Source organism: Arthrobacter sp. RAF14 (assembly GCF_052114185.1).
GTDB lineage: Bacteria > Actinomycetota > Actinomycetes > Actinomycetales > Micrococcaceae > Arthrobacter_E.
The window spans coordinates 945,064-957,776 of the sequence record NZ_JBFREG010000001.1; the positions used below are offsets into that span (position 1 = coordinate 945,064).

The following is a 12,713-nucleotide window of genomic DNA, read 5'->3' on the forward strand; positions in this document are numbered from 1 at the left end:
AACTCACCAGCCGCTCGCGGCGTCCCCTCAGCGATGAGCAGGCGCCGCTTTTGCGGCACTTTTTGGAGGAATCATGACTGCGACGGCTCAAGACGTCACCTTCACCATCCAGCGCTCGGAGACCCCGAAGACCGCTGAGGAACGCGCCGAAATCCTGGCGAACCCGGGATTCGGCAACCATTTCACCGATCACACCGCCGTCGTCGATTACACGGTCGACGCGGATGGCAACGGTTCCTGGCACGATGCGCGGGTGGAGCCGTACGGCCCCATCAGCCTCGACCCGGCAGCAGGCGTGCTGCATTACGGCCAGGAGATCTTCGAAGGCCTCAAGGCGTACCGTCACGCGGATGGTTCCGTCTGGACCTTCCGGCCCGACGCCAACGCCCGCCGTCTGAACAAGTCCGCCGAGCGCCTCGCCCTGCCGCAGCTTCCCGAAGAGGTCTTCGTCGAAGCCATCAAGCGGCTCGTGGCGGAGGACCAGGACTGGGTCCCGTCCGGCGACGGCGAGGCCCTGTACCTCCGTCCGTTCATGATCGCCACCGAGGCCTTCCTGGGTGTCCGTCCTGCCCGTGAGGTGTCCTTCCGCGTCATCGCGTCCCCGGCCGGCAACTACTTCGGCGGCGAACTGAAGCCCGTCTCCATCTGGATCTCCCGCCAGTACGCCCGCGCGGGCCGCGGCGGCACCGGTGCGGCCAAGTGCGGCGGCAACTACGCCGCGTCCCTGATCGCGCAGATGGAAGCCGAATCCCACGGCTGCAAGCAGGTCCTCTTCCTGGATCCGTTCAACGACAACGCCGTGGAAGAGCTCGGCGGCATGAACGTGTTCTTCGTCTTCAAGGACGGCTCCCTGGTCACCCCGGCCCTCTCCGGCACCATCCTGGAGGGCGTCACCCGGTCCTCCATCATCACGGTGGCCCGCGAGATGGGCCGCGAGGTCACCGAGCGCAAGATCACCCTGGACGAATGGCGTGACGGCATCGCCTCGGGTGAGATCACCGAGGTCTTCGCCTGCGGGACGGCCGCGGTCATCACCCCGATCGGCCTGCTCAAGGATGAGACCGAGAGCATCGGCAGCGAGGACGCCAAGGCCGGCGAGGTCACCATGGCCATCCGCGAACGCCTGCTCGGCATCCAGACCGGCAAGGTCGAGGACACGCACGGCTGGCTGACCCGCCTGGTCTGAGTCCGTTCTTCCAGGCCCCGCTTCCGGTGGCCTTCCGTGGCCGTCCGGCGATGAATCCATCGCTGGGCGGCCACGGCTGTTTCTGGCAAGCTGTCCTCATGCCGGAAACCACCCCTGAACCTCTCGTGCCGGGAACCGAGCCGCAGACCGGGACCCTCAGTTCCGTCGGTCCGGGAATCCGGGTCCTGCTCGCTCCGAATCCGGGACCCATGAGCCTGCGCGGGACGCAGAGCTATGTGATCGGGCCTGACGGCGACTGCATCGTGGTGGATCCGGGCCCTGACGACGAGGCGCATCTGGCCGCGCTGGCCGCGCTCCGGCCCGTGCTCGTGGTGGTGACGCATCGTCACGCGGACCACACGGCGGGCATCGATCGTTTGCGGGCGCTGACGGGAGCCCCGGTGCGGGCGGCGTCCCGTGACTTCTGCAGGGAGGCCGAGCCGCTCCTCGACGGCGAGATCCTCACGGCGGGAGGACTTGAGGTCCAGGTGCTCGCGACGCCGGGCCACACCTCGGACTCGCTGTGCTTCCGGGTGCGCGGTGCCGGCGGTGACAGCCTCCTGAGCGGGGACACCATCCTCGGCAGCGGAACCACCATGCTGGACCACCCGGACGGCACGGTCGCCGACTACCTCTCCAGCCTGGACCGGCTGGCGATCCTCGCCGACTCGGCCACGGCCCCGGTGACCCTGCTGCCGGCGCACGGTGGGCTGGGCGGGGAGCTCGGCGTCGTCGTGCGCCAGTACCGTGAGCACCGCCTGGCGCGGCTGGCTGAGGTGCGCCGCGCCATGCGGACAGTGGGCGACGACGCGGACGCGGTCACCGCGGCCGTCTACCCTGACGTGCCGGACGGGGTGCGGCGCGCGGCGCGGCTGAGCATCGAAGCACAGCTCCGCTACCTACGGGAGTCGTCGGAGTGATCCGGGGCCGAGCGGCGGCCGAACGAGAGGAGCCCCTGGCTGAGGGCGATCCCTGCGATGACGACGACCGCGCCCAGCGGCTCATTCCAGGAGACGGACTCGCCGAGCACCACGATGCCCAGCACCACGCCCACCACCGGCGTGAGATACGTGACCGTTGACGCATTGGTGGCGCCCCAGGCGGCCACGACGTTCGTGTTCCAGAGGTAGGCCAGTCCGGTGCCGACGACCCCGAGGGCTGCGACGCTGAGCGTCACGGGCCAGGACAGACGCATCGGATCGGTGGCGGTCAGTGGGGCGAGCGCCAGCATGATGACGGCGCCCAGGCCGACCTGCACGGTCGCCACCGAGAGAGCCGGCAAGCGGCGTGGCGAGACGAACCGCCGCAGATAAACGAAGGCGAGTCCGTAGGACAGGGTGGCGAGCAGACATGCCGCCTGCGCGAGGCCTTCACCTCCGGAAAGGCCCCGCCAAGGACCGAGAACCACCACGACGCCGATGAACCCGAGCAGCAGGCCCGTGAGCTTCGTGCGGTCCGGACGCTCTTCGGGCAGCGCGACGGACGCGACCAGCAAAGTCATCAGCGGCGTCGTCGCGTTGTAGATGCTGGCGAGCCCGGAAGGGACATGCAGCTCGGCCCAGCTGAACAGCGAGAACGGCAGGACGCACAGCAGGACCGAGACGACCGTCAGGTGCCCCCAGACCGCCGGATCACGGGGGAGGCGCTGCCGGGTCACCGCCGTCACGGCAAGGAGGGCGACGGCGCCGGCCAGCAGTCGTCCCAGGACCACCTGAGCGGGCGAGAGTCCTTCGAGGGCGATCTTGATGAACAGGAAGCTGGAACCCCAGGCCAGAGCCAGCAGGAGGAATTGGCCGAGAACTGCGGGGGAGGGTGCTGATCTGAACCGGGCCATCATGTATCGCGGTCTCCTTGCTCCAGGAACTTGCTCCGGGAACCGGGAGCTCACGGCATGGACGGTGTGTCCGGAACAGCGGCAGGCTCATCGGACTGCCGCCGGCCACAGAGTCCAGTGTGGTGCGTGTGAGGACTGCATGCTGGCGGTTTTCGGACATCGCATTCCCAGGATGCCAAGGAGCCCTGCATTCGCGCGGCGCCTAGGCGCGGGTGACCACGAGCGACACGTTCTGCCCGCCGAAGCCGAAGGAATTGCTCAGCACGGCGTTCTGGGGCGCATCGCGGCGTTCCATGGCGACGTCCAGACCGATCTCGGGGTCGAGCAGCTCCGGCGTGAGGTTCCGGGTGGGCGGGACCACCCCGTGCTCCACACTCAGGACCGCGATGAGGGCCTCGATCGCCCCCGCAGCACCGAAGAGATGACCCAGCGACGCCTTGGGCGCGGTGACCGTGGCGCGTCCGAAGACCTCATGGATGGCCCGCGCCTCGCCGAGATCGCCCACGGGTGTCCCGGTGGCGTGGGCGTTGACATGGGAGATCCGGCCGGGAAGCAGGCCCGCCTGGGCCAGGGCCTTGCGCATGGCGGCGGTCTGGCCGGAGCCGTCCGGAGCCGGCGCGGTGATGTGGTGCGCGTCCGAGGTGATGCCCGCGCCGGCCAGCATCGCGTGGACGTGCGCCCCGCGGTTCCGGGCCCGTTCCGCGTTCTCCAGGACCACGATCGCGGCGCCTTCGGACAGGACGAACCCCTGGCGGTCGGCGGCGAAAGGCCGTGAAGCGGAGGCGGGATCCGTGCCGGGCTGGGCGAGGGCGCGGGTCTGGGCGAAGCCGGCGACGGTGATCGCCGCGATGGCGGCCTCGGTGCCCCCGGCGATGACGAGGTCCGCCTCGCCCGTCCTGATGAGCCGGGCTCCGAGGGCGATGGCCTCAGCCCCCGAGGAGCACGCGGACACCGGCGTGAAGGCCCCGCCCCGGGCGCCGTACTGGATGCTGACGGCCGCGGCCGCGGCATTGGGCATGAGCATGGGGATGGTGCGCGGGGAGACGCGGCGCGGCCCAGCGCTCTCCAGCACGTCGTCCTGGTCCAGCAGCGTGTTCACTCCGCCGATGCCCGTGCCGATCGCGACGGCGAAACGGTCCGGGTCGACGTCGGGCCGTCCGGCATCCGCCCACGCCTCCGCCGTGGCCACCAGGGCAGCCTGCTGTGCGCGGTCCAGCCGCTTGGCCTGCACCGGGTCCAGCAGCGTGGCCGGATCCGCTGCCATCTGACCTGCCACCTGGGGCGGCAGGGCTGCCGCAGCGGCGCCGGTGAGGGTGAGGGTGCTCAGTCCTGACTCGCCGGACAGGAGCGCCGACCAGGTCGAGGGGACATCCGGGCCCAGGGGGGTGATGGCGCCGACGCCGGTGATGGCCACGTCGAAGGATTCCATGAGATCCGCTCTTTCTTGTATGCGATACAACTAGGTCTTAATTTGTATCACATACAATTCGAGAATGAGTGCGGAACGAAGCGTGACCCCGGCAGCAGCGACTCCGGGCGGCGAGCGCGGCCGGGCCACCCGGAACCGGTTGATCGCGACCGCTGCGAGGCTCTGCTCGGAACGGCGGAGCATGGACCTGAGTGTGGCGGAGATCGCCCGCGAGGCGGGGGTCTTCCCGAACCAGGTCACGTATCACTTCGGGTCCAAGGACTCGCTCCTGCTGCAGGCGGCGTTCCTGGTCCTGCTGCACGAGACGCGGAGAGTCGAGCGGATCGGCCGGCGGGCCCCGGACGCCGCGGCGTTCCGGCGCAACGTCTCCCGGGCGGTGCTCGCGCTTCCGTCGCTCCCGCTCGTGGCGAAGGCCCTCGCCACCGGGATCGCCAAGCCCGAGCTGGCCCCCGTGGTGGAGCAGCACCTCAATCTCCTGTTCCGTCAGTCTGAGCGGTTCCTGGGCCAGCTGCTCGACAGCCGGGGCTGGACGGCCGAGCGCCCGCTGGGGGAGGAGGCCCGGACCTTCTGGAGCACCGCCCTGGGAGCGGCGCTGCTCTCCCGGGCCGGCGCCGACGGCACGGCGGATGATCTGGACCTGGCCGGGGTGCTGAGCGTGCATGACGGGCCGGCGCTCGCAGGGTGACGGAGAGGTGCTGCGCTCGTCCGGGGCCCCTCGCGCCCTAGACTTAGCACCATGCGTATCGCCCGTTTCGTCCTTGACTCCGAACCTCAGTACGGCATCGTCGACGGCCCCGCCGGGTCCGAGACCGTGACCGTCATCCACGGCGACCCGTTCTTCAACGGCGTCGAGCGGACCGGAACCACTCACCCGCTCGCCGACGTCCGCCTCGTGGCCCCGATCATCCCCCGCAGCAAGGTGGTGGGCGTGGGCCGAAACTACGCGGAACACGCCGCCGAACTCGGCAACGAGGTCCCCGAGGAGCCGCTCCTCTTCTTCAAGCCCAACACGTCCGTGATCGGCCCGGGGGAGCCCGTCTTCCTGCCGGAATTCAGCGACGAGATATCCTTCGAAGGCGAGCTCGCCGTCGTGATCGGCCGCATCTGCAAGGACGTCCCGGTGGAGCGCGCCGAGGAGGTCATCTTCGGCTACACCTGCGCCAATGACCTCACCGCCCGCGACGTCCAGCGCCGCGAGAAGCAGTGGGCCCGTGCCAAGGGCTTCGACGGCTCGGCCCCTCTGGGTCCGTGGATCGAGACCGAGCTGGACACCGAGTCGCTCGGCCTCCGCACCCTGGTCAACGGCGAGGTCAAGCAGAACGGCAACACCGCGGACATGGTCTGGGGTGTCAAGGAACTGGTGGCCGAGGTGTCCCGGGCGTTCACGCTGCTGCCCGGCGACGTCATCCTGACCGGCACGCCGGCCGGGGTCGGCCTGCTCGACGAGGGCGACCGCGTCTCCGTGGAGATCGAGGGCATCGGCACGCTCAGCAACCCGGTGGTGCGCCGCTAGGCGCTCCACCCAAGTCTCCCGAGCAAGCAATCCGGGCACGACGGCGCGTGGCGGCTCAGGCTGCCACGCGCCGTCGTCGTTTCCACGCTCAGCCGCCGCGTCCGTGAAACGTGCCGGAAAGTCGTAAAGTTAGAACCACTATGACTACCGCTGAACGCCTTGGCCTTGAAATCCCCAGCGTCGATGAGAACACGCCCGTCCGCGTGCGCTTCTGCCCGTCGCCCACGGGAACCCCGCACGTCGGTCTGATCCGCACCGCCCTGTTCAACTGGGCCTACGCCCGGCACACCGGCGGCAAGATGATCTTCCGCATCGAGGACACGGACCAGCAGCGTGACTCGGAGGAGAGCTACCAGCAGCTCCTCGAGGCCCTGGCCTGGCTCGGGATCACCTGGGATGAAGGCGTCGTCACCGGCGGCCCCCACGAGCCGTACCGCCAGTCCCAGCGCGGTGAGATCTACCAGGACGTCATCGCCAAGCTCGTCGCCGGAGGCCACGTCTACGAGTCCTACTCCACGCCGGAGGAGATCGAGGCCCGCCACCGCGCCGCAGGGCGCGATCCCAAGCTCGGCTACGACGCTTTCGACCGCGAGCTGAGCGAGGAGCAGGTGGCCGCGTTCAAGGCCGAGGGCCGCGAGCCCGTGCTGCGCCTCCGCATGCCGGACGAGGACCTGACCTTCACCGATCTGGTGCGCGGCGAGATCACCTTCAAGGCCGGTTCCGTGCCGGACTTCGTGGTGGTCCGCGCCAACGGCCAGCCGCTCTACACCCTGGTGAACCCGGTGGACGACGCGCTCATGGGCGTGACCCACGTGCTCCGTGGCGAGGATCTGCTGTCCTCCACCCCGCGCCAGATCGCGCTCTACCGTGCGCTGTACGCCATCGGCGTGGCCGAGTACATGCCGCTCTTCGGGCACCTGCCGTACGTCATGGGCGAAGGCAACAAGAAGCTCTCCAAGCGTGACCCGCAGTCCAATCTGTTCTTGCAGCGGGACAAGGGCTTCATTCCGGAAGGCCTGCTGAACTACCTGGCCCTGCTCGGCTGGTCGCTCTCCGCTGACGAGGACATCTTCACGGTGGACCAGCTCGTGGCGAACTTCGACATCCACGATGTTCTCGCCAACCCCGCCCGCTTCGACCAGAAGAAGGCGGACGCCATCAACGGGACGCACATCCGCATGCTGGGCGGCGAGGACTTCCGCAACCGCCTGGTGCCGTACCTGCAGGCCGCGGGCCTGGTGGGGGAGACCCTGTCCGGCCGCGAGGAGGAGATCCTGACCGAGGCCGCTCCGCTGGTGCAGGAACGCATCACCCTCCTGGGCGAGGCTCCGGAGATGCTTGCCTTCCTCTTCAAGGCCGACGACGCGATCGACGTCGCGCCCGATGCGCTGAAGGGCCTGCCGGAGAACGCCGGTGAAGCCCTCGACGCGGCGGTCGACGCCCTGGACGCTCTGGAGGACTGGAACGCTGAGACCATCCAGGAGGCCCTGCGCGGCGCCCTGGTGGACGGCCTGGGCCTCAAGCCCCGGCTGGCCTTCGGCCCGGTCCGCACGGGCATCTCGGGACGCCGGATCTCCCCGCCGCTCTTCGAGTCGATGGTGATCCTGGGGAAGGACTCCTCCCTGGCCCGTCTCCGCGCCTTCCGCGCCACCCGCTGAGGCGCCTCATGGTCCGCACGGGAGTCCTGTTCGACATCGATGACACCCTCGTGGACCTGGCCTCGGCCATGACCCGCGCCCTGGGCGGCAGCCTTATCGAGGTACTGCCGCCCGGGGCGTTGGCGTCCCTGGGGCTGGCGGCCGGCGTGCCGGTGGCCGACGGCGCGGGGCTTTCCGCGCACGACGCCGAGGCCCGCCGTCGCTGGCTGACGTTCAGTGAGCATTTCGTCCAGGACGTCACGGGCGCCTACGACGACTACCTGGCCGGACGTCTCGACTTCCAGTCCATGCGGATCCTGCGGCTGCACCGGGCCGCGGAACCGCTCGGGCTGAGGATAGACCAGGAGCTCGCGCTGCGCTGGGTGCCGCGTTTCGCGCAGCTGGCCGAGACCGGAGTGACGCCGTTCCCGGACGTCCAGCCCCTGCTCGACGTGCTGGACGCGCACGGTATACCGTATGGCGCGGTCAGCAACAACGTGGAGGCGTTCCAGCGGGCCAAGCTGGGCTACGCCGGCCTGTCCGGCATCACCGTGGTGGTGGGCACCGACACCCTCGGGGTGACCAAGCCGGACCCGGCCATCTTCCATGAGGGCGCCCGTCAGCTCGGTGTGCTGCCGGAGGACTGCTGGTATGTGGGGGACAACCCGGTGGTGGATCACGACGGCGCCCTGGCCGCCGGCCTGAAGGCCGTTCACCTCGACCGCGGGGTGCCCGGCAGTGGCAGCTCGGGGAACTCACCCGTGCCCGGCTTCGTGCGGCCGGCCGGGGAGCGGAGGGTGATCCATTCCCTGTCCGAGGTGCCGGCGCTGCTCGGTCTGGATGCCGCGGACCGGGAGTCCGTGAGCGCCGGTGACGCGGTGTGAGATGCCGGCCCGGCCGCCGATTTGTCACCGGCCAACGGACCAGGTAAAGTAATTACTCGTGCTGAAGGGCACGGTGAACCGCGAGGGGAACCGGATAATGTCCTGAAATGCCGATGGGATATGGTGTAATTGGCAACACTACGGTTTCTGGTACCGTCATTCTAGGTTCGAGTCCTGGTATCCCAGCGCAGGATTTCCTTCGGGAAATACAGCCGGAAGGTCAAGAGTCATCTGACCATCCGAAAAGTACCTGGCCCCATCGTATAGCGGCCTAGTACGCCGCCCTCTCACGGCGGTAACGCGGGTTCGAATCCCGCTGGGGTCACGAAAACCATTCACACGGCATGCCGGGTGGATGGTATTCATGTCTGGCAGCAGACGAAAAATGGTGCGAACTCGTTCTCCGGAATGAAATCGCAAGTGCTCGGCCCCATCGTATAGCGGCCTAGTACGCCGCCCTCTCACGGCGGTAACGCGGGTTCGAATCCCGCTGGGGTCACCATCAGGAATCCCCGGTCCACATGGGCCGGGGATTTTTGCGTTAAGCCGGGTCCGTCCGTGCGCCGAGTTCGGGGGTTCGTTCCGGGAGCGATGGTTGCAGGCCCGGTTTTCGGAATGAACCCCCGAACTCGGTGGCGGCTGGATCCTCAGGCGAGGGCGGCTTGGACCTTGAGCAGCGTCCGGAGATTCCGGGTGGTGGTGTACGGCTTGTAGGCGGCACGTGCCATGAGCTTGGACACCGGAGCGTCCGTGCTGGACCCCACGGCGACCTGGGTCGCGATGGCGCCGGGTGTCAGGCGGACGATGCCGGTGGGGCCGAGCGCCGAGGCGGCCTCGACCAGGGAGTCCAGCACCGCGGGGTCGCTCGCCAGGGTCACATAGGAGTGCAGGGCGGGGTCGTCGGCCGGGTAGGGGGTGGCCTCGACGATCCGGTCGATCTCCTCGCGGCCCGTCACGATGACCCAGGCTTCGTAGCCGAAACGTTCCCGCAGGGCGTCCTCGCAGGCCTTTTTCACGGCGTCCGGACCGGCGGAGGAGTCGAGCACCACGTTCCCTGTGGCCAGCAGCGTCTTCACCCCTTCGAAGGGGCCGTCAGCGAGGCAGGCTTTGAGATCCGCCATCTTGATGTTGATGCCTCCGACATTGATTCCGCGGAGGAAGACGGCGTAGCGGCGCGGCTCGGTCATGACCTCAACCGTGCCTCAGTCGTTGCCCTTGCGCAAGGCTTCGGTGAGCAAGCGTCCTGCGTTGCAGACCACCTCGGCGTGCATCCGGCCCGGCTGGCGGGTGAGACGTTCGATCGGGCCGGAGATCGAGACGGCCGCGATCACGCGGCCGGACGGTCCGCGCACGGGGGCCGAGACGGAGGCGACGCCCGGCTCGCGTTCGCCGAGGCTCTGCGCCCAGCCGCGGCGTCGTACGCCGGCGAGGACGGTGGGGGTGAAGCGGGCGTTCTGCAGGCCCTCCAGCAGACGGTCGTGGTCCTCCCAGGCGAGGAGCACCTGGGCGGCGGAGCCGGCCTTCATGGACAGCTGGGTGCCGACGGGGATGGTGTCCCGCAGCCCCACGGGGCGCTCGGCCGACGCGACGCACACGCGCCACTCGCCCTGACGACGGAAGATCTGAGCGGATTCGCCGGTGGCGTCCCTCAGCTGCAGCAGCACGGGGCCCGCGGAGGCGATCAGGCGGTCCTCACCCGCGGCGGAGGCGAGCTCCACCAGGCGGCTGCCGAGCACGAAGCGTCCCTGCATGTCGCGGCTCACCAAGCGGTGGTGCACGAGTGCGAGAGCGAGCCGGTGCACGGTGGGGCGCGCCAGTCCGGTGGCTGCAACCAGCTGTGCCAGGGTGGTGGGTCCGGCCTCGAGAGCGTCGAGAACCTGAGCCGCTTTGTCGATGACGCCGACGCCACTTGAAGTGTCCATACAATGATATTGCCGTCTCAATATCTGAGATGCAAATCATTTCGCTGGCACTCTCCGGTGCGGACTGGAACAGTTGAAATACAGCATCAGCACACCGCGGGGCCACCGGCCCGCGCAATGAAGGGAGAAGGCCATGCCGAAGACACTGGCCGAAAAGGTCTGGGACGCGCACATCGTGCGTAAAGGCGAGGGCGAAGGAGTCAACGCCCAGCCCGATCTCCTCTTCATCGACCTTCACCTCGTGCACGAAGTGACCTCACCGCAGGCGTTCGAGGGCCTGCGTCTGGCCGGCCGCCCGCTGCGCCGCCCGGACCTGACGATCGCCACGGAGGACCACAACACCCCGACGATCGACATCGACAAGCCGATCCCGGACCCCACCAGCCGCACCCAGATCGAAACCCTGCGCGCCAACTGCAAGGAGTTCGGCGTCCGGCTGCACTCCCTGGGCGACAAGGAGCAGGGCATCGTCCACGTGGTCGGACCTCAGCTCGGACTGACCCAGCCGGGCATGACCGTGGTCTGTGGCGACTCCCACACCTCCACGCACGGCGCTTTCGGAGCGCTGGCGATGGGCATCGGAACCTCCGAGGTGGAGCACGTGATGGCCACCCAGACGCTCTCCTTGAAGCCGTTCAAGACGATGGCCATCAACGTGGAAGGCACGCTGAAGCCGGGCGTCTCCTCCAAGGACATCATCCTGGCCGTGATCGCGAAGATCGGCACCGGCGGCGGTCAGGGCTACGTCCTGGAATACCGCGGGTCGGCGATCCGGGCCCTGTCCATGGAAGCCCGCATGACGATCTGCAACATGTCGATCGAGGCCGGCGCCCGCGCCGGCATGGTGGCGCCGGACCAGATCACCTACGACTTCATGAAGGGCCGCCCGCACGCGCCGGAAGGTGCCGACTGGGATGCCGCCGTCGAGTACTGGAACACCCTGCACACCGATGAAGGCGCCGTCTTCGACGAAGAGGTGTTCCTGGATGCTGACACCCTGGAGCCTTTCGTCACCTGGGGCACCAACCCGGGCCAGGGCGTCTCGCTGTCCCAGGCCGTCCCGGATCCCGAGTCCTTCGGCGACGAGAACCAGAAGGCCGCCGCACGGCGTGCTCTGGAGTACATGGACCTGGAAGCAGGCACCCCCATGAAGGACATCCGGGTGGACACGGTCTTCCTGGGGTCCTGCACCAACTCCCGCCTGGAGGACCTGCAGGCCGCCGCGGACGTGATCCGCGGCCGCCGGAAGGACCCCAACATCCGCATGATGGTGGTCCCGGGCTCGGCGCGGGTCCGTCTGGAGGCCGAGGCCATCGGTCTGGACAAGGTGTTCAAGGAGTTCGGCGCGGAATGGCGCTTCGCCGGCTGCTCGATGTGCCTCGGTATGAACCCGGACCAGCTGGCCCCGGGGGAGCGCTGCGCGTCCACGTCCAACCGCAACTTCGAAGGCCGTCAGGGCAAGGGCGGGCGCACCCACCTGGTCTCGCCCGTGGTGGCCGCCGCCACCGCGGTCCGCGGGACGCTGAGCTCCCCTTCGGACCTGGAACCACTGGCACAGGACGACGCCGGCGCTGCCGCCGCCTGAGCCGTCCGAGACACGAACTCCCAGGAGCACACGATGGAAAAATTCACCACCCACACCGGCATCGGCGTCCCGCTGCGCCAGAGCAACGTCGACACCGACCAGATCATCCCCGCGGTCTACCTCAAGCGCATCACCCGCACGGGCTTCGAGGACGCCCTCTTCGCCGGCTGGCGCAAGGATGAGAACTTCATCCTGAATCAGGAGCCCTTCAGCCGGGGTTCCGTCCTGGTGGCGGGCCCCGATTTCGGCACCGGCTCCTCCCGCGAGCACGCCGTGTGGGCGCTCAAGGACTACGGTTTCAAGGCCGTGCTGTCCTCGCGCTTCGCGGACATCTTCCGAGGCAACTCCGGCAAGCAGGGCCTCCTGGCGGCCGTACTGGAGCAGGACGACATCGAACTGATCTGGAAGGTCCTGGAGAACGCCCCGGGCACCGAGATCCGGGTGGATCTCCAGTCCAAGGTGGTGGAATGCGGCAATGTGGTGGCGCCGTTCCAGATCGACGATTACACCCGCTGGCGTCTGCTGGAGGGCCTGGATGACATCGGGCTGACTCTGCAGCACGAGGAGGACATCACGGCGTACGAAGCGACGCGCCCCTCCTTCAAACCGAAGACGCTCCCCGCCAAAAGCTGAATGACGGAGCGCTGAAGGACAGCGCGCTGAACGGCGGGCTCTGAACCTGGCACGCTCGGCCAGGACCGACCGCGTACGACGACGGCGGCC

12 protein-coding genes and 3 tRNA genes are annotated in these 12,713 nt (G+C 68.6%); 11 read left to right on the forward strand and 4 right to left on the reverse strand.

Annotation, left to right across the window (positions count from 1 at the left end; genetic code table 11):
• Positions 1–73: 73 nt before the first annotated feature.
• Together AB4Y75_RS04440 and AB4Y75_RS04445 are read left to right on the forward strand one after the other, a co-directional pair.
• Positions 74–1,186: a branched-chain amino acid aminotransferase gene (locus AB4Y75_RS04440; RefSeq protein ID WP_441434661.1), complete on the forward strand. Its 1,113-nt coding sequence runs from the start codon at positions 74–76 to the stop codon at positions 1,184–1,186.
• A gap of 98 nt (positions 1,187–1,284) precedes the next feature.
• A complete protein-coding gene (locus tag AB4Y75_RS04445) occupies positions 1,285–2,106 on the forward strand; it encodes an MBL fold metallo-hydrolase (protein WP_441434662.1) in 822 nt (273 codons plus the stop codon).
• Here the strand turns inward: AB4Y75_RS04445 and AB4Y75_RS04450 are convergent.
• Both AB4Y75_RS04450 and AB4Y75_RS04455 read right to left on the reverse strand, forming a co-directional pair.
• Positions 2,082–3,023, reverse strand: a complete 942-nt coding sequence (locus AB4Y75_RS04450) for a DMT family transporter (protein WP_441434663.1) — start codon at positions 3,021–3,023, stop codon at positions 2,082–2,084. The genes AB4Y75_RS04445 and AB4Y75_RS04450 overlap by 25 nt on opposite strands.
• A gap of 199 nt (positions 3,024–3,222) precedes the next feature.
• Complete coding sequence (locus tag AB4Y75_RS04455; protein WP_441434664.1) at positions 3,223–4,449, reverse strand: beta-ketoacyl-[acyl-carrier-protein] synthase family protein; 1,227 nt, start codon at positions 4,447–4,449, stop codon at positions 3,223–3,225.
• Positions 4,450–4,513: 64 nt separating this feature from the next.
• Between AB4Y75_RS04455 and AB4Y75_RS04460 the strand changes: the two genes are divergently transcribed.
• The 7 genes from AB4Y75_RS04460 to AB4Y75_RS04490 all read left to right on the forward strand — a co-directional run bounded on the left by AB4Y75_RS04460 (position 4,514) and on the right by AB4Y75_RS04490 (position 8,985).
• Positions 4,514–5,134, forward strand: a complete 621-nt coding sequence (locus AB4Y75_RS04460) for a TetR/AcrR family transcriptional regulator C-terminal domain-containing protein (RefSeq protein ID WP_441434665.1) — start codon at positions 4,514–4,516, stop codon at positions 5,132–5,134.
• Between the two features lie 51 nt (positions 5,135–5,185).
• Positions 5,186–5,962 carry a fumarylacetoacetate hydrolase family protein gene (locus AB4Y75_RS04465; RefSeq protein ID WP_441434666.1) on the forward strand — a complete coding sequence of 259 codons (777 nt, stop codon included), beginning with the start codon at positions 5,186–5,188 and terminating at the stop codon, positions 5,960–5,962.
• A 140-nt stretch (positions 5,963–6,102) separates the two neighbouring features.
• Positions 6,103–7,620 (forward strand): glutamate--tRNA ligase, encoded by a 1,518-nt coding sequence (gene gltX, locus AB4Y75_RS04470; RefSeq protein ID WP_441434667.1) that lies wholly within the window; start codon positions 6,103–6,105, stop codon positions 7,618–7,620.
• 8 nt (positions 7,621–7,628) lie between these two features.
• Positions 7,629–8,483: an HAD family hydrolase gene (locus AB4Y75_RS04475; RefSeq protein WP_441434668.1), complete on the forward strand. Its 855-nt coding sequence runs from the start codon at positions 7,629–7,631 to the stop codon at positions 8,481–8,483.
• A 114-nt stretch (positions 8,484–8,597) separates the two neighbouring features.
• Positions 8,598–8,669: transfer RNA gene (locus AB4Y75_RS04480), tRNA-Gln, on the forward strand.
• 66 nt (positions 8,670–8,735) lie between these two features.
• Positions 8,736–8,808 (forward strand) — tRNA-Glu (locus AB4Y75_RS04485).
• A 101-nt stretch (positions 8,809–8,909) separates the two neighbouring features.
• Positions 8,910–8,985: transfer RNA gene (locus tag AB4Y75_RS04490), tRNA-Glu, on the forward strand.
• A 145-nt stretch (positions 8,986–9,130) separates the two neighbouring features.
• Here the strand turns inward: AB4Y75_RS04490 and AB4Y75_RS04495 are convergent.
• Together AB4Y75_RS04495 and AB4Y75_RS04500 are read right to left on the reverse strand one after the other, a co-directional pair.
• Entirely contained in the window at positions 9,131–9,670 is a 540-nt protein-coding gene (locus AB4Y75_RS04495) for a DUF1697 domain-containing protein (protein WP_441434669.1), read from the reverse strand.
• Positions 9,671–9,685: 15 nt separating this feature from the next.
• A complete protein-coding gene (locus AB4Y75_RS04500; protein WP_066210786.1) occupies positions 9,686–10,405 on the reverse strand; it encodes an IclR family transcriptional regulator in 720 nt (239 codons plus the stop codon).
• A gap of 133 nt (positions 10,406–10,538) precedes the next feature.
• Here AB4Y75_RS04500 and leuC point away from each other — a divergent pair, with 133 nt between their 5' ends.
• Entirely contained in the window at positions 10,539–11,990 is a 1,452-nt protein-coding gene (leuC, locus tag AB4Y75_RS04505) for a 3-isopropylmalate dehydratase large subunit (RefSeq protein ID WP_441434670.1), read from the forward strand.
• Positions 11,991–12,023: 33 nt separating this feature from the next.
• On the forward strand, positions 12,024–12,623 hold the full coding sequence (leuD, locus tag AB4Y75_RS04510) for a 3-isopropylmalate dehydratase small subunit (RefSeq protein WP_307497347.1): 600 nt from the start codon (positions 12,024–12,026) through the stop codon (positions 12,621–12,623).
• Positions 12,624–12,713 lie beyond the last annotated feature (90 nt).

What these genes read in the sequence shown, in the direction of transcription:
- AB4Y75_RS04440 (WP_441434661.1), top strand. Translation starts at nt 74, where the DNA reads ATGACTGCGACGGCTCAAGACGTCACCTTCACCATCCAGCGCTCGGAG.
- AB4Y75_RS04445 (WP_441434662.1), top strand. Translation starts at nt 1,285, where the DNA reads ATGCCGGAAACCACCCCTGAACCTCTCGTGCCGGGAACCGAGCCGCAG.
- AB4Y75_RS04450 (WP_441434663.1), bottom strand. Translation starts at nt 3,023, where the DNA reads ATGATGGCCCGGTTCAGATCAGCACCCTCCCCCGCAGTTCTCGGCCAA.
- AB4Y75_RS04455 (WP_441434664.1), bottom strand. Translation starts at nt 4,449, where the DNA reads ATGGAATCCTTCGACGTGGCCATCACCGGCGTCGGCGCCATCACCCCC.
- AB4Y75_RS04460 (WP_441434665.1), top strand. Translation starts at nt 4,514, where the DNA reads ATGAGTGCGGAACGAAGCGTGACCCCGGCAGCAGCGACTCCGGGCGGC.
- AB4Y75_RS04465 (WP_441434666.1), top strand. Translation starts at nt 5,186, where the DNA reads ATGCGTATCGCCCGTTTCGTCCTTGACTCCGAACCTCAGTACGGCATC.
- gltX (WP_441434667.1), top strand. Translation starts at nt 6,103, where the DNA reads ATGACTACCGCTGAACGCCTTGGCCTTGAAATCCCCAGCGTCGATGAG.
- AB4Y75_RS04475 (WP_441434668.1), top strand. Translation starts at nt 7,629, where the DNA reads ATGGTCCGCACGGGAGTCCTGTTCGACATCGATGACACCCTCGTGGAC.
- AB4Y75_RS04495 (WP_441434669.1), bottom strand. Translation starts at nt 9,670, where the DNA reads ATGACCGAGCCGCGCCGCTACGCCGTCTTCCTCCGCGGAATCAATGTC.
- AB4Y75_RS04500 (WP_066210786.1), bottom strand. Translation starts at nt 10,405, where the DNA reads ATGGACACTTCAAGTGGCGTCGGCGTCATCGACAAAGCGGCTCAGGTT.
- leuC (WP_441434670.1), top strand. Translation starts at nt 10,539, where the DNA reads ATGCCGAAGACACTGGCCGAAAAGGTCTGGGACGCGCACATCGTGCGT.
- leuD (WP_307497347.1), top strand. Translation starts at nt 12,024, where the DNA reads ATGGAAAAATTCACCACCCACACCGGCATCGGCGTCCCGCTGCGCCAG.